Consider the following 22748-nt stretch of genomic DNA (forward strand, 5'->3'; position numbering starts at 1 on the left):
ACCAAGGCCAAGCTGCGCGATGCGGCCAACGAGCACATGGCCATGTTAGAGAAATCACCCGAGCGGGTGATGAGCTTCTTTCAGGATCCCAGGGTCAAATATGCCGCCGGTTGAGACTTCATGAGGCCGAAGCAATAGTGCAAGATATGTGTTGCGGAAGAATCCCGATGCAAACGTTAATGGACGGAAAGGAGGCGTGGCACAATAAAATCACCACATTGAACCGCTGGATTTGACCTGACAGTCACTTCCGTCAAATCGGGTAACTGTCAGATCGGGTTTCGACTACTACGGGATATGCTATCCGAAGAATTCCTTGACCTTGTCCATCCAGGATTTTGCGCGCGGGCTATGACGTGCACTATCCTGCTGGTTAATCTGTTCAAATTCGCGAAGCAACTCTTTTTGCCGGTCTGTCAGGTTGGACGGGGTTTCTATTACGATGTGGCAGTGCAGGTCGCCAAATGTTGAACTTCGTACTCCTTTTATTCCCTTGCCTCGTAAACGGAAAACCTTGCCGGATTGCGATTCTGGCGGAATTTTGATGCGTGCTGAACCATCCAAAGTGGGAATTTCAATTTCACCGCCTAACGCTGCCACAACAAAGCTGATTGGCATTTCGCAATGTAAGTCATTGTGGTCGCGCTGGAAAACGGAGTGAGGTGCAATGCGGATGATTACATACAGATCACCCGGAGGGCCGCCGTTAATGCCAGGCTCTCCTTCTGCAGAAAGACGGATACGGTCATCATTATCCACACCTGCCGGAATCTTTATCGACAGTGTTTTGTGCTGCTTGATACGCCCTGAACCATGGCAGGAACCACAAGGAGATGTGATCGATTTGCCGCTACCATGGCAGCGAGGACAGGTCTGCTGAATAGAAAAGAATCCGCCCTGCTGCATTCGGACTTGTCCGTGCCCGCCGCAAGTTGTGCAGGTTGTCGTGCTTGTTCCTGGCTTGGCGCCGCTACCATGACAGGTATTGCATTTGATTGTACTAGGTACACGTATCTGTGTTTCGGTGCCACGTGCAGCCTGTTCCAGGGTAATTTCTAAGTTATAGCTCAGATCGGCACCGCGCCGGATATGACTGCTCTCACGCGAGCTTGCGCCGCTCATTCCGGCGCCAAAAATATCTCCAAAAATATCTCCGAAAGGGGAGCCCCCTGATCGTCCACCAAATCCTCCCCCGAATCCGCCACCGCCCATCCCGCCGTCGGTAGCGGCATGCCCGTATTGATCATAGGCGGCACGCTTTTGTGAATCGGACAGGGTTTCATACGCTTCCTTAGCTTCTTTAAAAAGCTCCTCTGCTTTAGGATTGTCCGGGTTCCGGTCGGGGTGATGTTTCATGGCCAGCTTGCGGTATGATTTTTTAATTTCATCCTCTGACGCATCACGGTTGACACCCAATACTTCGTAATAATCGCGTTTTTTCATTTTTGCATGAAGCGGAAAAAAAAGTTAAGGGCTAAAAAAGTGTAACAGCTTTATCGCTTGGTTAATTGATATAAATCCAGCCGGTTCGGCAAGGCAGGATTGATTCATGCATTAAATATGCAGAAAACTGATAACAGCGATAACCGGGAACGGCATCGCTGTATCGAGTCATTGTAGTGATATTTGCAGGCTTCAATCTACAAGTCTTTTTCCTGCCCATTCAATAGGTTGCCTAGCATGGTTAACAGGTATTGGATGTGACAGGGTTGATCTCATTTGTATCTTCAGCCTTTTTCTCCTTTTTCTTTCTCATCTTTTACCTCAGTAAATTCGGCATCTACTACATCACTGTCATCCTTGGTACTACTTGCATGTGCGCCAGTTTCCTCGGATTGGCCTGACTGTGCAGCATGCATTTTTTCGGAGAGTTTTTGTGCGGCAGTGGAAAGTGCTTCAGCCTTGGAATCAATGATTTCCTTATCATCGCCTTTTACTACGTCCTGGGCGTCCTTCAGGGCTGATTCTATCGCAGATTTTTCGTCCTCGGTCAGATGCTCTCCGAATTCCTTCATGGATTTCTGTGTTGAGTGGATGAGTGCATCCAGCTGATTTCGCGATGCGACCAATTCGAGAGCTTTGCGGTCGTCTTCAGCATACGTTTCTGCATCCTGCACCATTCTTTGAATTTCAGCTTCAGACAAGCCTGAATTCGCCTTGATGGTAATCTTGGACTCTTTGCCGGTTGCCTTATCTTTTGCTCCAACATGCAAAATACCATTCGCATCGATATCGAATGTTACTTCAATCTGTGGCATGCCACGCGGAGCTGGTGGAATGTCGGAAAGATTGAATTGTCCCAGACTTTTGTTGCCTGCAACCACATCGCGTTCCCCTTGCAACACGTGAATGGTCACCGCATTCTGATTGTCTTCTGCGGTAGAAAACACTTGTGATGCCTTGGTTGGGATGGTGGTATTCTTTTTGATCAATTTGGTCATAACGCCACCCAAGGTTTCAATACCCAGGCTGAGAGGGGTGACATCAAGCAGAAGAACATCTTTAACTTCACCCTGCAGCACTCCGCCCTGGATAGCTGCTCCTACGGCTACAGCTTCGTCCGGGTTGACGTCTCGCCGGGCTTCCTTCCCGAAGAAATCCTTGACTTTTTCCTGTACCATCGGCATTCGTGTCTGACCCCCTACTAAGATCACATCAGAGATATCGGAGGTGGAAACGCCTGCGTCTTTCATGGCAATTTTGCATGGGGCTATAGTGCGTGCTACCAAATCTTCCACCAGGCTTTCAAGTTTTGCACGGGTCATTTTGATGGCCAGATGTTTTGGGCCACTGGCGTCCGCCGTGATATAGGGCAGATTGACTTCTGTTTGCTGCGCAGAGGAAAGCTCGATTTTTGCCTTCTCTGCTGCGTCTTTCAGTCGTTGCAGGGCCAGCATATCCTTCTTCAGGTCAATTCCATTTTCTTTCTTGAATTCTTCAACCAGGTATTCAATAACCCGCATGTCGAAATCTTCACCGCCGAGGAACGTGTCGCCGTTGGTGGACAGCACCTCAAACTGGTGTTCACCGTCAATTTCGGCGATATCAATAATGGAAATATCAAAGGTTCCACCGCCCAGGTCATATACCGCGATTTTCCGGTCGCCTTCCTGTTTATCCATGCCAAATGCCAGTGCAGCTGCAGTAGGCTCGTTAATGATGCGCTTTACTTCCAAACCGGCAATGCGACCTGCATCTTTGGTAGCTTGGCGCTGGCTATCATTGAAGTAAGCAGGCACGGTAATAACCGCTTCACTGACTGGTTCGCCAAGATAGTCTTCCGCAGTTTTTTTCATTTTCACGAGTACCTGCGCGGAAATTTCCGGAACGGAGATGTCTTTGTCGCGAACATTAACCCATGCGTCGCCATTTTTTGCTTTTACAATGGCATACGGCACCATGCCCATGTCTTTTTGAACCATCGGTTCTTCAAAGCGGCGACCGATCAGTCGTTTTACACCAAATAGCGTGTTTTTCGGATTGGTTACAGCCTGTCGTTTGGCAGGCGCGCCAACCAGTATTTCACCGTCTTCCATATATGCGATGATGGACGGTGTGGTACGGGTACCTTCGGCGTTTTCTATGACTTTAGGTTTGCCGTTTTCCATGACCGCAACGCACGAGTTCGTGGTGCCCAGGTCAATACCAATAATTTTTCCCATGATGTTCCCTTTTCGATGTAATGTTGGATTTCTTTACTGCCTATATAAGCTTGTATCTGTGGGCAGTAGTTTTAAATTTCAAGTGGTGCGGTCATATTTTGCAAAATCTGTTGGAAGCGCATACATAAAAATAGAAAGTGACTATATTTTTAGAATGGCTAACTCTTTGCTTTGGCAACCATTACGAGTGCCGGGCGTAAGACGCGGTCGTGAAGCTGATATCCTTTCTGCATTACACTTACAACCGTGTTGGCTTCCTGTTCGCTTTCTATCATGCTGATTGCCTGATGCCAGTTGGCGTCGAATTTTTCGCCGACCGGATTGATTTCCTTTATGTTGAATTTACTGAATACAGTGTTTAGCTGCTTGAGAGTGAGTTCCATGCCGCTCTTGAAACTTTCAACGGTCGCTATTTCAACTGCCAGACCTGCTTCCAGGCTGTCTTTTACCATCAGCATTTCGCTGGAGAAATGCTCTACCGCCATTTTTCTTGCTTTGGTAATGTCTTCCTGCGCGCGGCGGCGGATATTTTCGCATTCAGCCTTGGCATACATCCATGCGTCGTAGTGCTCCTGTGCTTTGCGTTCAGCCTGTTGCAGCATTTCTTCTGTACTTGGAATCACTTCTGGGTTAAGTGCTTCGTCAGCCTGGGCAGTCCGTTCAGAGTGTGGGGATGAGTCTTCGGTTGGTTCCATCTGCGTCTCCAATTGATGATTTCTTTAACAAAATGCTACGGTGTATATGGGGTTATGATTTCTGGTTTCAAGAGTATGGTGCAACTTTATTTTGTGCATGATTTTTAAATGAGATAATGATAAAACCTGCAAACCCAGTTTTGCAGGTTTCATTCCATTCTATTGTTGCCGTGGCTATCCCGAAAAATTATCACTGGCGAATTGCCGGGTTTTACTTTTTTTACTTTGCTTTTGTGGGCATGTTTTCGCCTTACTGGGGACTGTATCTGCATTCCATTGGTTTTAATGCGATGCAGATTGCAATTTTGATGTCGGTACATCCAGTGATGCGGATGATATCGCCTGCATTATGGAGCTGGCTTGCGGATCATACCGGTAAGCGGCTACTGGTGGTACAGGTGGCAGCCTTATGCAGTGCTGCTAGCTATGCGGGTGTGTTTATTACGACTGGGTTCACCGGGTTGCTGCTGGTCATGGTGCTAATGAGTTTTTTCTGGAGTGCATCCATGCCCTTGGTGGAGGCGACTACACTGACCTATCTGGGGAAACACACTGCGCGTTATGGTCGTATTCGTTCTTGGGGTTCTGTCGGATTCATTGTGGCGGTACTGGGGCTGGGCTATGCATTTGATTTTATAGCAATCGCTTGGATATTGTGGGTCGGTCTTGTGATTAAATTGGGTATATTGCTGTTCGCACGCCAGATTCCTCCCACAGAGGTGATGGCACATCATACGGATACCCAGCCGATCCGGCGTTTGGTTTTGCAGCCGCATGTGCTTGCATTGTTTGGCGCATGTTTCCTGATGGCGTTGGCGCATGGGCCATATTACACTTTTTATTCCATTTACCTGGTAGAGCATGGTTATATGAAAAGTGCGGTTGGCTGGCTATGGGCGCTGGGAGTGATTTGCGAAATTGCCGTTTTTTTCGCAATGCCATGGCTTATGCGGCATTTCACGCTAACACAGATCCTGATTGCAAGTTTTGCCTGTGCCGTACTCCGATTTTTGCTGATCGGCTGGGCGGTAAATATGATGCCCTGGTTGCTTTTCGCCCAAATTCTGCATGCTGCTACATTTGGAGCTTTCCACGCGGTTTCCATGGCGTTAGTACATCAGTTTTTTCGTGGCAGGCACCAGTCCAGGGGGCAAGCGCTATTTGGCAGTATTACCTATGGGGCAGGCGGCATGATTGGTGGGCTGCTAAGCGGGCCATTATGGCAGCACTGGGGGGCAAGCGTGATGTATCTGTTCAGTTCCGTGTCGGCGCTGCTGGGTATGTTCCTGATACTATGGAAACTCAGGGGGGTAGCTTCTCAAGTTCATCCACCTGACCCTGCTGTATAGCGTTACAATAGATAGGCAATTCAGGCATCATGATGGTGATAAATCATTATAATAAGCCCGTAAATAAGTAATCAAAATTTTATTTTTATATGTATCTGGTTTAATAAGGATTTATTTAAAATAACTGTGGTGAGTCTGGTGTCCTGGGGTTGAGTTTTAGGTGCTTTTTAGGTTAGTTCTGCATGGCCCTTGATCATTTCTTGATCATTTTTGAATTTTGATTTATTTTAATAACGTAATATGCTTAATTAAATTGTTATCCATTGGTAATGATATGTGCAAGAAACTCTTGATGCTGTTATTGCTGTTGACGCCCGCGCTGGCAGTACAGGCTGCACCGGATACAGAAATTCCTCCAAAAATACTTTCCAAGAAAGTAATTCCAAAAAAACCTGCCGTAAAAAAAACAGCTTCCGGGCTGGCTACGCCAAAAAAACATAGAACAAGCAGCAGGAAGCACCGGGCAATCACGAAAAAACACCATAAAATAATTGCCAGACATTCAGTTCGCAATCATGCCAAAAAGGTTTCAGCCCATAGTGTTTCGCCGAAACTGGGTTCCTCCATTGCACTGATTTACGACGAACAGGAGCAGAGGCCATTGTTTAGCAAGAATGCCAATGCAGTTGCTCCTATTGCGTCGATAACTAAACTTATGACTGCGATTGTGGTGCTGGACGCGGAGTTGCCCTTGGATGAAAAAATTACCATTAGTGAGTTTGATTTTGATACTCTCAAAGGTACTCATTCGCGTATGCGCGCTGGCATGACGCTGACACGTGGAGAATTGCTCAATCTGGCATTAATGTCTTCCGAAAATCGTGCCGCTGCTGCCTTGGCGCGAACTTACCCCGGGGGTACCAAAGTAGCCGTGGCGAAGATGAATGCCAAGGCGCGCGAACTGGGCATGACCCACACCCATTTTCTTGATGCGACCGGGTTAAATAGTGGCAATACTTCCACTGCGCAGGATTTGGTCAGAATGTTGAGTGCGGCCAAAAACTATAAAGCGATCCATGAGTACAGTACTACCGCTTCACATATAATTGAGGCTCCGGGATTCCCGCCTTTGCGTTTTGGAAATACTAATCCACTGGTTAAAAATGCATCTTGGGATATAGGGGTAAGTAAAACCGGTTATATTAATGAAGCAGGGCGCTGCCTGGTGATGCAGGCGCATATCATGCAACGCCCGGTGATCATTGTTTTATTGGATTCGCAGGGTAAGCATACGCGGGTTGGCGATGCTAACCGTATAAAAAAATGGATGGAAACTTCCGCCATGCGCGGACGTAATATACAGAGAGGGTAAGCTACTGGTGCAGCCCTGAAAGGAATAATCCGGTTTTCAGCATATTTAAAAATGGCATGTCAAAAATATGTACGACCGCCATTTCTAAGTTTGGCTGATAATAAAAATGTATTTTTGGCGATTATCCGGGTCGAACGATCAAGGATGCTTCGGTCAGGTTAGGGTTCAGTCGTTCCCAGCGCGGTAGTATTGAAGCCGCCATCGACATAGGTAATTTCCCCGGTGATACCGCTGGCTAGATCGCTGCAAAGAAAGGCCGCGGCGTTGCCTACCTCTTCCGTGGTGACATTGCGTTTCAATGGTGCATTTTTTGCGTTGTAGTTCAATAGTTTGTTAAAGTCGGCAATGCCAGCTGAAGCTAGTGTCTTGATTGGGCCTGCGGAAATGCCATTGACCCGTATTCCCTTGCGCCCCAGATTCATTGCCAGATAGCGGACACTTGCCTCTAGGCTCGCCTTGGCTAGCCCCATCACATTATAGTGTGGCATGGTACGTACGGCACCTAAGTAGCTCAATGTCAGAAGTGATGCTGCGCGACCCTCCATCATTGGCAGGGCTGCTTTGGCCATTGCCGGAAAACTATATGAGCTGATGTCATGCGCAATCTGAAAGGATTCGCGGGTAAATCCGTCAAGAAACTCACCTGCTAAAGCTTCGCGCGGAGAATAGGCGATTGCATGTACGAAGCCGTCAAATTGATCCCAGTGTAGGTTAAGGCTTGTAAATAGTTGGTGAATTTCCGCATCACTCGATACATCGCACGGGAATACTAATTTACTGCCAAACTCGTCGGCTAGTTCATGTACCCGATCTCGTATGCGATCTCCCTGAAAAGTGAATGCCAGTTCTGCGCCTTCGCGCCGCATGGCTTGCGCAATACCATATGCAATGGAGCGATTGCTTATTACACCAGTAATCAGTATGCGTTTGTTTGCAAGAAAACCCATGTTACTCCCTTGATCAGATTGTTGCTGGAAAAATTCATGCAATTATAACCGTACTACGCATGTTCATGCGTAATGCTGGTTCAGATATGAGCTAAAAAGTTTCAGGTTTCTGGGAATGGACAGGTTTTTATGATGGATAGAAGGCGGAGTGGCTTGCCCTGGGATTTTCGGATTAGCGATAATCTTAGAAAAGATTGCTTTTTGTGAAAGCGAGGAAGACATGCAGAAGAGTCGACATAGTGACGAACAGATTGTCCGGATTTTGCGGGAGTCGGACAATGGCATATTCCCGAAGTGTCAAAGCGGTACAGAATGAACGAGTAATGCATCTACGGCTGGAACAAGTAGTTTCAGGAATGACGGTGGATGATGCCCCCCTGAACCAGGAGCCTGATAAAAAAGAAGAATGTACGGCTAAAGGAATTGCTGGCGGGGCGCGATCTTGAAATTGAAATCATGAAAGAGGTCGTCGTAAAAAGTGGTAAGCATACAGGAGTGTCGGATGCGGCCTTCTACGCATCGAGGGGGAGCCATCGAACGACGTGCTTGTACGCTGATGGCAGATCGCACGGTCAAGCGCGGTATGTGCCTGTCTTTGGGAAGCAAAATAACCATTTGCTAACTGGAGTTACTCCAAGTTACATGGATCTGAAAAAACCGGGCAGGTTACCTGCGGGAATAATTCTAGTCGTCAGGTTGCCGGTGGTCGAGGTGATACATGGCAGGCAAGCGGAATTTTTTATGGGTAATGAACGTCATAGGTTCAGGTCGGTTTACATCGCCTTAATAACTGAAAGCAGCGCTATTTTCAGTCCGGTACATGCTACCATGGTCACTTTCTGTTTTGAAAAATTTGATTAAGGTTTTATATAATGGAGCTGCTGGATAGGCGGAATATACAGAATTTTCTACTTAATATTGAAACTGCAAGAATGTGTATTTACGAGAGAGGCAAGTTGGTATTTTTTAATTTTGGTCTGGTTGCGATCCGGCTTAAATTCAATATTTCGGCCAGCTTCAGAGTCAAGCTGTTTTCACGAGTGTGGAAACAGGAAAATATCAGGTTCCTTGATATTGGAGTTTAATTAAGGCTTGCAGGTTAAACAGGTTTTTCATAAATACTGGACAATTTTATTTCCCCAGGAGTTTCCTTATGACAATTTTGCCAAAAGTAGTAACGGAATTAGCAGATGAAAATAATCCTCTGTTTGGGAAAGCAAAAACAATCATACTGGAGGAAGATGAAGGAGCAATTGCAGCAAAGCAAGCGGCTGCAGTTATTCGCACAGAAGATAATAATGCCTTTCTGGCAAAGCAGGATAATGATGCCTTGATGGAAGCCACTTGGGATAACGATCTGGAGAAAATGGCGTGTGTAATTAAAGAAGGGGCGGATGTGAATATCCGTGATTTTCTGGGTAAAACGCCATTGCATTATGTTTCCAGCAAAGAAGCGGCTCGACTGTTGATCGATAATGGTGCTGACCTCAATATTTTGGATAATAATAACCGGACCCCATTATTCGAGGTTGATGACCCTGATATCGCCATTTATTTAATTGAATGTGGCGCCAGTGTAAATTTGAGAGATAAAGATAGCTTTACCCCCCTCCATATATGGGTTAACCATTCGAAAGTAGCACATCGCTTATTGATCGGCGGCGCCAATCCAAATGCCCAGCTTGCAAGAGGAGGGACTTTATCCAGGGGCGGAATTTATAAAAAGGGGAATACTGCATTACATTGTGCGAATAATCTCAATACTGCCAAAATTTTAATTGAATATGGCGCAGATCCTGCCATTAAAAATAAATATGGATTGTTCGCTGAAGAAACGACTTCTGGCGAGGCGCAAGAATACATCAAATCGATCAGCGCAAATAATTTGTAGTCAATCAGATCCAGTACGGGGGCTGTGCCGGTGAAACCAAATTTTTTCGTAACGCTAAATTCAGTGAACGGGAGATATCATCGTTTCAATTTATCAGGCTTGAGTTTTAACGTTGCATTGCATGAGCAGAGGCAGGATTAAATTGGAAAGAATTTCGTCGGATTTGCCGCGTCCCGCAGTGACTACTGTAATTCTAGCGGGGGGATTAGGCACACGCATCGGCGGGGAAAAAGGTTTGAAGCTGTTGCATGGAAGGTCATTGATTGGTTGGGTTTTGGATTCAGTCAGTCATCAGAGTGAAGAAATATTAATTAATGCGAATGGAGAGCTTGACCCATATTCATGTTTTGGCTATTCCATTATTGCGGATCAGATTCCGGATTGGCCGGGTCCACTTGCAGGATTGCAGGTTGCTTTACGATGTGCACGACATGACTGGGTTGTGAGTGTCCCTTGCGATACCCCATTCCTGCCAGATAATTTGATTTCTGGTTTATTCGAGGCGGTGAGACAGTCTGGCAGGAAGGAGGCTTCTGTGGTTCTGGTCGCAGGGAGGCGGCAACCTACCATTGCCCTGTATCATAAAAGCGTGCTTTTGAAGTTGGATAATTATCTGGCTTCAGGAGGGCGCAAGGTTAATGGCTGGCTGGAAACCTTGCAATTGGGCGAGGCTCAATTTGATAATGAAACGGCATTTAAAAATATCAATACACCCGATGATTTGGTTTTTGCGAAAGCAATTTTAGAGCTGGAAGTTGCCAGGGAATTTCCTGATTCATTGATGTGCAACAGAGAAGTAAAATAAATGATTCAATAGCTTAATGTCTGATATTCAGACTGAGGTTGGATAATCAGGTTCACCATAAGCACAGTAATGGCAAGGTCGTTATTTCTGTTATTTCCACACGGTGTATATCCAGGGATAAAGAGAATTCGCAAAGATTGCTGAAATTAAGTCGGGCCGTGCAGAACCCCCCATGTGGCAGAGTATTTCCTGAAATATCAGTTGTCATTTCTTTTGAGAATCTTTTTTATATGAGCAGGGGGGTGTCCTGTTACCTGTCTGGCTGTTGTTTTGCACCCGGGATTTTAATGCCTTTGCTAAATGCGGATTTTTTCATGATTTGAGAGAATTTTGGAAAAACAGATTGATTACATTCAAAAATTAATTTTATAAATTAAACGGTTAATTATAATTTTGTGGTGAAAATGTCCATTTCAAATCTAATACCCGCCGATCTTCGCTTTAACATCATTCCCGAGTCCCTCGGGTTTTCTGATACTTCAGAGTTGCAATACGATTCACTCCCCTGGATTGGGCAGGAACGTGCGGAAATGGCCGCCCGATTCGGGCTGGGGATGGATCAGCCCAACTATAATTTATTTGTACTGGGTGAGACCGGAAGCGGTCGGTCTTCCTTGCTTAGGCAGGCCATGGAGGCCGCCGCATCCAATAAAGCACTCCCTCCGGATTTATGTTATCTGCATAATTTTGATGCGCCCGAAAGACCCCAGGCCCTGTTTCTTCCTGCAGGGCAAGGGCGTTTGTTGCGCAATCTGCTGGCACATCTGGTGAAATCAATACAGTCGGAAATTCCAGGGTGTCTGGAGGGACAGGAGTTCAAGGCCGAAAGCGAACGTATTGAACGAAACTACAAGGAGGCAGAATCCAGAATTTTCAGTGAGCTCGAGATATTTGCCGAAATGCGCAGCTTTTCAATTCAGCGTGAGGCAGGGCGCATGGTGTTTACGTTGCTGGGCAAGAAAAAGCATGCGCTTACAGAAGATGAAGTGCTTGCTCTGCCAAAAGAGAAAAGAGCCGAGATAAACCAGGCAGAGCAGGAATTAAGAGCAAAAATTGCCGGATATTTTGAGGAAATGCGGCCTCTGGAGCGATTGAAGATCAATGGCCTTGTAGAGTTACGCCGCCAGGTGGTAAAGCCGGTATTGGACCGTGAATTGCAGGAAATCAGGCATGGGCTGGATCACAAATATCAGGATTATGCAAAGCTGGATGCGTATCTTGAGCAGGTCATGCAAGATGTGCTCAATCATCTTGAGTTATTCAAGACTGCTGATATGGATGAGGAAAGCCATTCGGATATTTTGGGGAAAGTATTATCACGCTACAGAGTTAATCTGGTGGTGGACAATCATGGCCTGAAAGGTGCGCCGGTGCTTGTAGAAGATAACCCTACATTCCATTCATTGTTTGGCAGTATCGAATATCAGTCCGAAAGCGATGTGCTGGTAACGAATTTTACCCGGATCCGAGCAGGTGTCCTGCACAAAGGGCATGGTGGTTTTTTAATGCTGCATCTTCGTGATTTATTGGCCGATGAGATGATCTGGGAGAAGTTGCGACGTTTCCTACGCAGCGGAAAACTGCAAATCGAAGAGCCAGGCATGGCTTTTTCGCCGATGGCGGCTGTTTCGCTTATACCGGAAGTGGTTCATGTTGATGTGAAAATCATTCTAATTGGCTCACGCGAACAATATTATGATTTACAGGAACATGATCCGGAGTTTGCACGTAGTTTTCGCGTCAAGGTGGATTTTGCGGAGAGCTTTTTATCCAGTCCTGAAACTCGCCGCGCCTCATCAATTTTTATTGCCCATGCTAGCCACAATCTGGGGTTGCCGCATTTTACAGCCGCCGCGGTAGCGCGGATGCTCGAAGATTCTCATCGGGAAGCAGAGGATCAGACCCGCCAAAGTGCAATTTTTTCCAGAGCCGAGGCTCTGGTAATGGAAAGCGCCGCGTTTTGTCGTACCCGTTCTGGCATTCTGGTGAACGAAGGAGATGTCGAGGCGGCATTGCGTGCGCGTTCCCTGCGTCATGATTATCCTGCCCAGCGCATACAGGAGTCGATTGCAGAAGGAGATGTCCTGATAACGGTACATGGTGAGAATGTCGGGCAACTGAATGGACTTTCTCAGGTAGATTTGGGTGATTACCGTTTCGGCCTTCCCGTCAGGATCACTGCCCGTACTTTTGCCGGGGAGGATGGTTTGCTCAATATCGGTCGCGAAGTGGAGATGTCCGGGCCGATCCATGATAAGGGTGTGTTGATTCTGCAGAATTATTTGTCTGCCTTGTTTGCTCATATTGCGCCACTTGCCATGAATGCATCGATTGTTTTTGAACAGGATTATTATGGAGTAGAAGGAGATTCTGCTTCTTGCGCAGAACTTTATGTCTTGTTTTCATCCCTGTCCGGTTTGCCCCTCAAACAAGGAATTGCCGTAACAGGTGCGGTTAATCAGTACGGTGAAGTGTTGCCGGTAGGTGGGGTCAACGAAAAAATAGAGGGGTATTATCGTGTTTGTGAAGCAGCCGGTCTGGATGGTAGTCAGGGGGTGTTGATTCCATCCCGGAATCGGAGAAACTTGATGCTGGAACGGAATGTCATTGAGGCTGTGGCCAGCGGTTTATTCCATATCCATTCGGTGGAACATACGAGCGAAGGAATTGAACTACTTACAGGAGTTCCAGCTGGTATTGTGGGCGGAACCGGCAGTTATCCTGCAGGTAGTGTGCTGGGTCTTGTCCAGAGCACCCTGCATGCTTACCGTCGTGCCTGTCAGTTGCGGGATCATCAGAAAGAAGGGAAAAGGCATCTGCGCTGAATGACCCAATTTTAAATACATCCAGGGTGCCTGCTGTTCCCTTGTTTGATTGGCCTGTGGTTCAGTACTGGGGTTTTTCTGATATACCATTGAATCATGTATGAGATAGGGATAAGGGAATTATTTGTAATTCTCATTATCTTCGTGGATGACTGGGGTCTCCGTAGCGGTATCTGGTTGTCCGCCTGAATCAACCTTGTTCAACTTGGCGGGGAAGTCATATTTTCACATGGAAACTGCCAGCCTGTTCGGATATCCATGAAATTGTTTATGCAGGATGATTCTGAGATCCATTTTCTTAAATGAACCATCATAATAAAAACTGGCACACACTGACCGTTGAAGATGCAGGAGAAAGCCTTGGGTCTAATCTTCAAACCGGATTGAGTGAGGCCGAGGCCGCTAAACGTCTGGAGGACCACGGGAGTAATGAACTAAAGGAAACAAGCACACGTTCTGCCTGGCGGATGCTGTTTGACCAGTTCGCAGATTTCATGATTATTGTGCTGATCGGTGCGGCAGTGATTTCCGGTGTGATGGGTGACATGCAGGACGCCGCTGTCATTATCGTTATTGTTGTCATCAATGCGCTGATCGGGTTTGTCCAGGAATACCGGGCAGAACAGGCTATGGCTGCACTCAAGCGCATGACTGGAGCGGGAGCACGGGTGCTGCGTGACGGTTTGATCAAAAGTGTCAATGCACCGGTGCTGGTTCCAGGTGATGTAGTCTTGCTTGAAGCAGGCAATATGGTTCCCGCTGATTTACGTATCATAGAAGCAGCCCAGCTCAGAATCGATGAATCTGCCCTGACCGGTGAATCGGTTGCGGCGGAGAAGCAAACCCGCGCATTGACCATTTCCGATATACCGCTGGGAGACAGGGTATGTCTGGCTTACAAGGGCACGATTGTTACATACGGGCGTGCGCGTGGTCTGGTGGTGGCAACCGGTATGAATAGCGAGCTGGGCAAAGTGGCTGCGCTGCTGAGTGCAGAAAGCGAACTGAAAACCCCGCTTCAACAACGGCTGGCACGGTTCAGTAAGCTATTGGCGCTGGCCGCGTTGACAATCTGTCTGCTGGTATTTGTGGTTGGCTTGTTGCGCGGTGAGCCGGTATTGCTGATGTTCATGACCGCGGTCAGTCTGGCAGTCGCGGCGATTCCAGAAGCGTTGCCCGCAGTGGTGACAGTTTCGCTGGCGCTGGGCGCGCGCAAGATGATCAGGCAGCAAGCCTTGATTCGCCGTTTGTCAGCTGTCGAGACACTGGGATCGGTTACATATATCTGCTCAGATAAAACCGGTACGCTAACCCAGAACAGAATGCATGTTGTCGTGATTTACACGGATGCCACGTTACACAGCGCATTTGGAGCAGAAAACAAAAATGAACCCTGGCCAACATTGTTTCAGGGGCTGGCATTGAGCAATGACGCACAAGTGGATTTCACTGGCAAGGCTTCCGGAGAACCGACCGAGGCAGCATTGCTGGAAGCTGCCCAGGCAGCAGGCTGGAATAAGAAGGCGCTGGAAATCGGTGCACCACGTATTAAAGAATTGCCATTTGATTCGGAACGCAAGCGCATGACCACTTTTCATGGCACGCGTGATCAATGTATTGCCTATACCAAAGGATCACCGGAAGCAGTGTTACCATGCTGTGATTGTGTGCTTATGGCGAATGGGGAGCGGCAAATTGACCGGACATTTTTGCTGCAGCAAGCTGAACTCATGGCAAGAGGTGGTATGCGCGTCCTGGCGGTTGCTTGTCGTCATTGGGGGGAATTGCCAGTAAGTGAACAAATTGATGAGCTTGAAAGCGGGCTGGTATTTCTTGGTTTTGTCGGGCTGATAGACCCACCACGCGATGAAGCCGGAGATGCGGTTTCCTTGTGCATCTCAGCAGGGATCATTCCGGTGATGATCACCGGTGATCATCCTGAAACCGCGCGAACTATTGCCCGCAAGCTGGGTATTCTCGCCCATGATGATGGAAGGGTGATGACAGGCGTTGAGCTGGACCGGCTGACCTTGGCAGATTTCGAGGAGGTGGTGAAACATGTTCGGGTCTATGCACGTGTGAATCCTGCCCAGAAAATAAAAATCGTTCGGGCGCTTCAAAACAGGGGCGAGGTCGTGGCAATGACCGGGGATGGGGTAAACGATGCCCCTGCTCTCAAGGCTGCCGATATAGGCATTGCCATGGGCAAGGGTACTGATGTGGCGCGGGAGGCCGCTCACATGGTACTACTTGATGATAATTTCGCAACCATTGTGCATGCGGTACGAGAAGGGAGGCGTATTTTTGACAATATCCGCAAATTTATCAAATATACCATGACCAGCAATGCAGGGGAGATATGGCCGATCTTCCTTGCCCCATTTCTTGGTATGCCGATCCCGTTATTGCCAATCCACATTCTATGGATCAATCTTGTCACCGATGGGTTGCCCGGCTTGGCGCTGACCGGAGAACCGTCTGAACGCGGGGTTATGCGCCGCAATCCTCATCCGCTTAGGGAAAGCATATTTGCAAATGGCATGTGGCAACACATGATATGGGTCGGATTACTGATGGGCGGCCTGTGTCTCCTGGTACAGGCCTGGGCAATGGTCAGCGGATCCGCACACTGGCAGACCATGGTTTTCACTGTTTTAACGCTTTCTCAAATGGGACATGTGCTCGCCATTCGCACTGAAACGGAATCGCTGTTCAGTGTGGGCATATTTTCTAACCCCCTGCTCATTCTTGCTGTTTTACTGACTTTTGCATTGCAAATGGCAACAATATACATTCCTGCTCTTAATCCGGTTTTTAAAACGGAAGCATTAAGCATGAACGAGCTTGCTCTGTGCCTTGTCTTGTCAAGCATAGTATTCTTTGCAGTAGAGATTGAGAAATGGTTGGTAAGGAAGGGATGGATTTATTGTGCCGGCTAATTGACCGGCATGAAAGCTGCGAAATGGGTCTAACGCAGCCGACTCCTGGAAGGATCGTGATGAATGCAGTTATGGGAAGGATTCCTGGCGGCTGATTGCAGGTCGATGCTGTATCAGTCGTATCCGGGTTTTGTGGTTCGGATTGAGAAGGGAAATTTGCAGGCATGCGGAAAACATGTGTCATATACTAACCGGGGATATCGGGGGAACCAAGACATTGCTGCGAATAACTGCAGAAAACGGAGCATCCGTTCCCTTGTTTCAGAAATCCTATCCCAGCGTCAAATATGGAAACCTGGCAGAAATTCTGGAAGAATTTCTGCACGAGGCTAGAGTGACGGATATATCCGCGGCTTGCCTTGCCTTGCCGGGTCCCGTTTCCGGAAGGCGGGTAAAACTGACCAACCTTCCATGGGAGGTGGATGCAGACAAAATTGCCCTGCAGTTCGGCATTGGCCGAATTTCCCTTATGAATGATTTTGAAGCGGTGGGTTTCGGAATTGGGACACTGTCTGCAACCGATCTGCTGACGATCCAGCCGGGAGAGTCGCGAACAAAGGGGGTTCGCATGGTGGCTGGCGCAGGTACGGGCCTCGGGGTGACCTGGCTTACCTGGCAGGATGATGGATATGCGGTACATGCATCAGAAGGCGGACATATGGATTTTGCTCCCGCCGATGACATGCAGTATGAATTGTTAAGATATCTGCAGAAGCGTTACTCCCATGTTTCCTATGAGAGGATTGTATCTGGACCGGGGTTGATCGCAATTTTCGATTTTTTACGCGATAAAGGTCATGCGATACCTTCCTCCCGGCTGCTAGCCGCGATGCGTGATGGAGATCCGGCAGAAGCAATTAGCCATTTTTGCAGGCAGATTGATGAACCAGTTGCGCGTATGACGATGAATTTGTTCATGCAGATTTATGGTGCATTCGTGGGGAATCTTGCTCTGGCACTCATGCCGCGAGGCGGTATTTATATAGCAGGGGGAATCGTGGCAAAAAACATCCAGACTATGCAACAGGGAACCTTTATGCACGGTTTCAGAAACAAGGGACGTTATACAGAATTGTTGGGTACCTTTCCGGTACATGTCGTCAAGAATACACAGGTTGGTTTGCAGGGGGCTGGCCTGGCAGCATTTCGCCTGATTCCTTAATTCCCAAACGGTTGGTTGCTACCGGTTCCAGTTAAAACTGGAAGGAGCTGGCTGGAAAGAACAGGTTCTGCTCCGCCAGTATTTGATGCCGGGTTTTGTGAAATTTTCTTTTTTGGTATCAGGATATTTTGGTTTTGAACAAGGGAATGGCTATGCGGTTACAGTACTGTCAGTACGCAGCCGGAGGGCTTCTTCAATATCCACGGACACCACATGTGATACCCCGCGTTCCTGCATGGTGATGCCGACCAGCTGCTGGGCCAGTTCCATGGTAATTTTGTTGTGGCTGATAAAAATGAACTGGGTATTTTCTGCCATTTTTGTAATCAATTTGCACAGCCGCTCGGTATTGGTGTCATCCAGTGGTGCATCCACTTCGTCCAGTAGGCAGAACGGAGCGGGATTCAGGTGGAACATGGCGAATACCAGCGCCAGGGCGGTCAATGCTTTTTCTCCCCCGGACAGCAAATGGATGGAGGAATTTTTTTTGCCAGGGGGGTGCGCCATGACCTGTATTCCGCTATCCAGTATTTCATCTCCAGTGAGTACAAGTCGCGCTTCCCCACCTCCGAATAGCACAGGAAACAGTTCTGCCAGATGGCGATTGACTTCATCATAGGTTGACATCAGCAAGTCGCGTGATTCCTTGTCGATGCGGCGGATCGCTTTTTGTAGTGTATCCATTGCCTCGTTCAGGTCTTTTGCCTGGATGTCCAGATAGGTTTTCCGCTCCTGGCAGGACTGTAATTCCTCGAGTGCGGCAAGGTTCACCGCACCCAGTCCGGCTATCTCGGTATCCAGTCGAATCAGTTCATTATGCAATGTATCCGGTTTCAAGTTTGCGCCTGCCAGCATGGGAAGCAGGGTCGTCTCGTCCATCCCTTGCAATTGTTCTGCCCAGTGCTCATATTGCAGACGTGCTTCCTGTTCCTTCAGGGACCATTCATTGATTTTTTCACGTAGAGGGGGAAGTTTTTGCTCGCAAGACAGCCGTGCCTGTTCCTGCTGGCTGAGCATTCGGGTAGTTTGCTCCAGCTGGTTTCGCATCTCTACCATTGCCTGTTCCTGAGCTTGTCGGTTTTCTAGCGATTCCTGAAGCTGCTGCCTGTCTGGTTCGTCATTGATCTGATCCAGTTCTGCCTGGGTCTGGATGAGCATGGATTCCAGTTGCGCAACAGTCAATCCGGTCTGGGTGAGGTTGTGATTCAGGTCTGCGATTTTTTCCATGCAGGTTTTGACCAGAAAGCGGGCCTCCTGCAATTCGTTTCGCAGTTCCTGAAGTTTTTCACGCTGCAGGCGCAGCTCGGATTCACGGGAGCGCATCTGCAACTTGACCTGTTCGGTTTCTCTCTGCTGGACTTCGATGGTTTCATGCAGCATTTCCATGCGCTCACGAATTTCCAGGAAACGCTGTTTTTCTGAAGCAGACTGTTCAGACAGCTCCTTCAATTCGAAATCGATCTGGGAAGTGCGATCCTGGCTGCGTTCGCCGGCCTGGGTTAGTTTTAGAATGTCCACCTGTACTTCGTGCTGGCGTTTCTGTAATTCGCTGTCCATCGCGCGCAACAATGCAATACGATTTTCAATGCCACGGCAGCTTTCCTCTGCGAGTGCAGTCTGACGCTGGCTATGGGTAACCCGTTGCTCCAGTTGTTGTACAACTTCCAATAAACGTTCCATTTCCCGCTGCCGGGCCAGTATCCCATGCACATGATTGTCCGGAGCATGGAACAAAATGCTGCAGGTGCCAATCAGATGTCCTTTCGGGGTTACGAACCATGCACCGGCAGGAAGCTGCCGACGCAGGCTCAATCCTTGCACTATGGATTCAGTGACATAGATGTCAGACAGCCAGTTGGCCATCACGCAAGCAGTCTGTGTATCCTGACAGCGGACAAATTGTCCGAAGGGGAGCAGCCCAACATTTTTCCGTGTCTCGAACAGAGGCATATCTTCCGCTTCATATACCGTAAACCTGGACGGGGGCGGTTCTTCCCAGTAGGCGGCATCTTCCAGCCGGGGCAACGTCAGCGCATTAACGCGTTCGCGCAGGACGGCCTCGATTGCATCTTCCCATCCAGGCTCGATGCGGATGGATTGCCAGAGTCGCGGATGCTGATGCAGCTGATGCCTGGCCAGCCACTGTTTAAGGCGATTATCGTGATCAGCCTGTTCCTGGAGTTCTTCCAGTGCCGATAGTCTGGCATGTGCCTGTGCTTGTTCCCGTTCCTGTTCCTGCATGGCTGCGCGTTGTTCTTTGCGCTCCGTATGTGCTCCGGACAGATATGCCTGGAGTTGAGCCAGCTGCAGTTGCCGCTCTTCTCGATCACATTCCAGTTCAACCAGGATATGCCGGGCTTCTGTCAATGCTTCTTGATCCACTGGCGGGAGATGCTCCCGTTCAAGCAGCAGGCGTTCACGGCGTGCTTCCAGCCTCTGTATATTGAGCTGGATATGTTCGCATTGTGTTTGGGCCAGTTGCAGTTGCTGATGCAAGGCCATCTGTTCGAGCTGCATCGAGTTGTGAAGTGCCTGGGTGTCGCGTGCTGATTCCTCGGCCTGAGGCAGATTACAGGTTTCAGTGTTCACACGGTTTTCCTGGTCTGCAACTTGGGTATAGGCTTCCTCCAGTTTTTTTTGCCATTGGTTCAACGAAGACTGGATGCCATGCAACTGTTCCTGTTGAAGCTTGATCTGCTGTCGGTTATTGGCTAACTGCTGGGTCAGGCGAGTTCGTTGGGCGCTGGAGTAGGCAAGTTGCTGCTCCAGTCTGGCAATCTCGGCGTTGACAGCATAGAGGTCGCCCTGTCGGGCATGAATCGCATCGGATTGCACATAATGTTCGTTACGCATGCTTTCCAGTTGATTTTCCATTTCGTGCATACGCGCGGATTCTGCTTCCAGCTCGTTCTTGGTTTTTTCCAGAGCCTGGGAAAAACGATGCTGCCGTATCTGGGATTCTTGTTTATTGAGCAGCCAGAGAAGCTTCTGTGCGGTATCGCGTTTCGACTGTAGTTCGCGGTATTGCATGGCAATCGCTGCTTGTACTTCCAGGTGGGCAAGCTGATGTGTCAGTTCTTGCAGAATGTCGTCTACGCGGAGCAGATTTCCTTGTGTATCGGCAATCCGCAGCTCGGTTTCGCGCCGCCGATCGCGGTACCTGGATACTCCTGCAGCTTCTTCCAGAAACATGCGGAGTTCTTCCGGTCTGGCTTCGATGATGCGCGAGATCATGCCCTGCTCGATGATGGCATAAGCCCTTGCTCCCAGTCCGGTGCCAAGAAAGATATCGGTGACATCCTTGCGCCGTACATGCTGATTATTGATGTGGTAGCTGGAATCACCATCACGCAGAAGTACGCGCTTGATCGAGATTTCGCTATAGCCGGACCACTGGCTGACGGCTTTACCGCGGGAGTTGTCGAAAATCAGTTCAACGCTGGCACGGGAGACGGGCTTTCGTTTGGAAGAGCCGTTAAAAATCACGTCCTGCATGGAATCGCCGCGCAGCACCGAAGCCCGGGATTCACCCAAGACCCAGCGCAGTGCATCGATAATATTGGATTTTCCGCAGCCGTTCGGGCCGACAATGCCAACTATTTGTCCCGGCAGAGTAATATGGGCTGGATCAACAAATGATTTGAATCCGGCGATTTTGATGTGAGAAAGACGCAATTTCAATCAGTTGATCATTATAATGTGAGGTGCATTTTAACTGACCTACAAGGCATATCAAAATGAGCACTTTGCCCAGTAAAGCTGTACCCAGCAAGGCGCTGGAAACATTTTCCAACCCTAGCCCGGGGCGGGATTATCACATTCATATGCTGATACCAGAGTTTACCTGCCTTTGTCCCAAGACCGGCCAGCCTGATTTTGCCACACTGATCCTGGATTACATCCCGGACGCGAAATGTATCGAGCTGAAAAGTCTTAAACTTTATACCTGGTCTTATCGCGATGAGGGTCATTTTCATGAAGAAGTGACCAACCGGATACTGGATGATCTGGTTGCAGCCATCCAGCCGAGATTTATGCGTCTTACCGCTAAATTTTATGTTCGTGGTGGCATTTTTACAAATGTGCTGGCGGAACACCGCAAGATCGGGTGGCAAGCGCAGCCTCAAGTGGATCTGATAGCGTTTGAAAAACAGTCCAACACGCGGGATTAGTAGAATCCGCCTGCTAAGCCGCTTGATCCATGTGGCAATTTCCGAATGCTGTTGCTTTGCCGAACTTATTTATTTGAGCAGGAGAATTTATTTAGGAGCAGCTGATGGCAAGTCAACCTGAAATTACCAATATGGCCCTGTTTTGTGATTTTGAAAACATTGCACTAGGGGTACGCGATGCAAAATATGCACAGTTTGACATTAAAAAAGTGCTGGAACGGTTGCTGCTGAAGGGGAGCATTGTTGTTAAAAAAGCGTATTGTGACTGGGAGCGATATAAGGAATTCAAGGCAACGATGCATGAAGCGGCCTTTGAATTGATCGAGATACCCCATGTGCGTCAATCCGGAAAAAACTCTGCAGATATTCGTATGGTGGTAGATGCACTGGATCTCTGCTATACCAAATCACATGTGGATACCTTTGTCATTATAAGCGGAGATTCGGATTTCTCTCCGCTGGTCTCCAAGCTAAGGGAAAATAATAAATATGTTATAGGAATTGGAGTGAAGGATGCGACTTCCGATTTACTTAGCGCAAATTGCGACGAGTTTATTTTTTATGACGATCTGGTTCGTGCCCAGGAAGTAAGGAAAAATCGTTCCGAAAAAAAATCTCCGGCCAGAGCGTCCACCAGTAGTCAGGCAAAAAAATCGAACGTAAAGATTGAAGAAGATAAATCGCAGGAAGCGCTCGATTTTATTGTTGAAACCATAGAGGCGCTGATTGCCGAGCGAGGCGAGGAAAAAATCTGGTATTCCATGGTTAAACCAACCATGCAGCGGCGCAAGCCCGGCTTCGCGGTCGCAGCTTACGGCTATCGTTCGTTCAAAGAATTAGTGGAAGATGCGCAGAAGCGCAATTTGCTGATGTTGGTTCGGGATGATAAAACCGGTCAGTACACCATTCGATTACCTGCGGTAGAAGAATACCCATGATTCTGACAATATGAACACTTCGTAACTTCATTTGCCCTGCATGACCGGATT

At 48.2% G+C, this 22748-nt stretch carries 15 protein-coding genes and 1 pseudogene; 11 read left to right on the plus strand and 5 right to left on the minus strand.

Features of this window, described 5'->3' with window-relative positions:
• Window positions 1–114, plus strand: a pseudogene (locus KJA68_RS07645) (IS630 family transposase); the annotation flags it as partial.
• A 186-nt stretch (window positions 115–300) separates the two neighbouring features.
• Here the strand turns inward: KJA68_RS07645 and dnaJ are convergent.
• The 3 genes from dnaJ to grpE form a co-directional block, all read right to left on the minus strand.
• Entirely contained in the window at window positions 301–1443 is a 1143-nt protein-coding gene (dnaJ, locus tag KJA68_RS07650) for a molecular chaperone DnaJ (RefSeq protein ID WP_213036351.1), read from the minus strand.
• Between the two features lie 284 nt (window positions 1444–1727).
• Window positions 1728–3662, minus strand: a complete 1935-nt coding sequence (gene dnaK, locus KJA68_RS07655) for a molecular chaperone DnaK (protein ID WP_213036352.1) — start codon at window positions 3660–3662, stop codon at window positions 1728–1730.
• 158 nt (window positions 3663–3820) lie between these two features.
• The gene (gene grpE, locus KJA68_RS07660; protein WP_281412153.1) at window positions 3821–4369 is read right to left on the minus strand and encodes a nucleotide exchange factor GrpE; all 549 of its coding nucleotides are present in this window, start codon (window positions 4367–4369) and stop codon (window positions 3821–3823) included.
• A 104-nt stretch (window positions 4370–4473) separates the two neighbouring features.
• Here grpE and KJA68_RS07665 point away from each other — a divergent pair, with 104 nt between their 5' ends.
• A complete protein-coding gene (locus tag KJA68_RS07665; protein ID WP_213036354.1) occupies window positions 4474–5706 on the plus strand; it encodes an MFS transporter in 1233 nt (410 codons plus the stop codon).
• A gap of 274 nt (window positions 5707–5980) precedes the next feature.
• A complete protein-coding gene (gene pbpG / locus KJA68_RS07670; RefSeq protein WP_246487107.1) occupies window positions 5981–7018 on the plus strand; it encodes a D-alanyl-D-alanine endopeptidase in 1038 nt (345 codons plus the stop codon).
• 158 nt (window positions 7019–7176) lie between these two features.
• On the opposite strand, the gene fabI is transcribed toward pbpG, so the two are convergent.
• The gene (gene fabI / locus KJA68_RS07675) at window positions 7177–7965 is read right to left on the minus strand and encodes an enoyl-ACP reductase FabI (RefSeq protein WP_213036355.1); all 789 of its coding nucleotides are present in this window, start codon (window positions 7963–7965) and stop codon (window positions 7177–7179) included.
• Between the two features lie 278 nt (window positions 7966–8243).
• On the opposite strand from fabI, the gene KJA68_RS07680 reads away from it, so the two are divergent.
• The 6 genes from KJA68_RS07680 to glk all read left to right on the plus strand — a co-directional run bounded on the left by KJA68_RS07680 (window position 8244) and on the right by glk (window position 17587).
• Window positions 8244–8411, plus strand: coding sequence for a hypothetical protein (locus KJA68_RS07680; protein WP_213036356.1), 168 nt, complete (start codon window positions 8244–8246; stop codon window positions 8409–8411).
• Between the two features lie 707 nt (window positions 8412–9118).
• Window positions 9119–9856, plus strand: coding sequence for an ankyrin repeat domain-containing protein (locus KJA68_RS07685; protein ID WP_213036357.1), 738 nt, complete (start codon window positions 9119–9121; stop codon window positions 9854–9856).
• A 142-nt stretch (window positions 9857–9998) separates the two neighbouring features.
• Window positions 9999–10661: a molybdenum cofactor guanylyltransferase MobA gene (gene mobA, locus KJA68_RS07690; protein ID WP_213036358.1), complete on the plus strand. Its 663-nt coding sequence runs from the start codon at window positions 9999–10001 to the stop codon at window positions 10659–10661.
• 404 nt (window positions 10662–11065) lie between these two features.
• The gene (locus KJA68_RS07695) at window positions 11066–13486 is read left to right on the plus strand and encodes a Lon protease family protein (RefSeq protein WP_213036359.1); all 2421 of its coding nucleotides are present in this window, start codon (window positions 11066–11068) and stop codon (window positions 13484–13486) included.
• A gap of 302 nt (window positions 13487–13788) precedes the next feature.
• Entirely contained in the window at window positions 13789–16425 is a 2637-nt protein-coding gene (locus tag KJA68_RS07700; RefSeq protein ID WP_213036360.1) for a cation-translocating P-type ATPase, read from the plus strand.
• A gap of 175 nt (window positions 16426–16600) precedes the next feature.
• A complete protein-coding gene (glk, locus tag KJA68_RS07705; RefSeq protein ID WP_213036361.1) occupies window positions 16601–17587 on the plus strand; it encodes a glucokinase in 987 nt (328 codons plus the stop codon).
• A 150-nt stretch (window positions 17588–17737) separates the two neighbouring features.
• On the opposite strand, the gene smc is transcribed toward glk, so the two are convergent.
• Window positions 17738–21262 (minus strand): chromosome segregation protein SMC, encoded by a 3525-nt coding sequence (gene smc / locus KJA68_RS07710; RefSeq protein WP_213036376.1) that lies wholly within the window; start codon window positions 21260–21262, stop codon window positions 17738–17740.
• Window positions 21263–21324: 62 nt separating this feature from the next.
• Here smc and queF point away from each other — a divergent pair, with 62 nt between their 5' ends.
• Together queF and KJA68_RS07720 are read left to right on the plus strand one after the other, a co-directional pair.
• On the plus strand, window positions 21325–21759 hold the full coding sequence (gene queF, locus KJA68_RS07715) for a preQ(1) synthase (protein WP_420887638.1): 435 nt from the start codon (window positions 21325–21327) through the stop codon (window positions 21757–21759).
• A gap of 104 nt (window positions 21760–21863) precedes the next feature.
• A complete protein-coding gene (locus KJA68_RS07720; protein WP_213036362.1) occupies window positions 21864–22697 on the plus strand; it encodes an NYN domain-containing protein in 834 nt (277 codons plus the stop codon).
• Window positions 22698–22748: the final 51 nt, after the last annotated feature.

It is taken from the genome of Candidatus Nitrotoga fabula (assembly GCF_905221025.1).
GTDB lineage: Bacteria > Pseudomonadota > Gammaproteobacteria > Burkholderiales > Gallionellaceae > Nitrotoga > Nitrotoga fabula.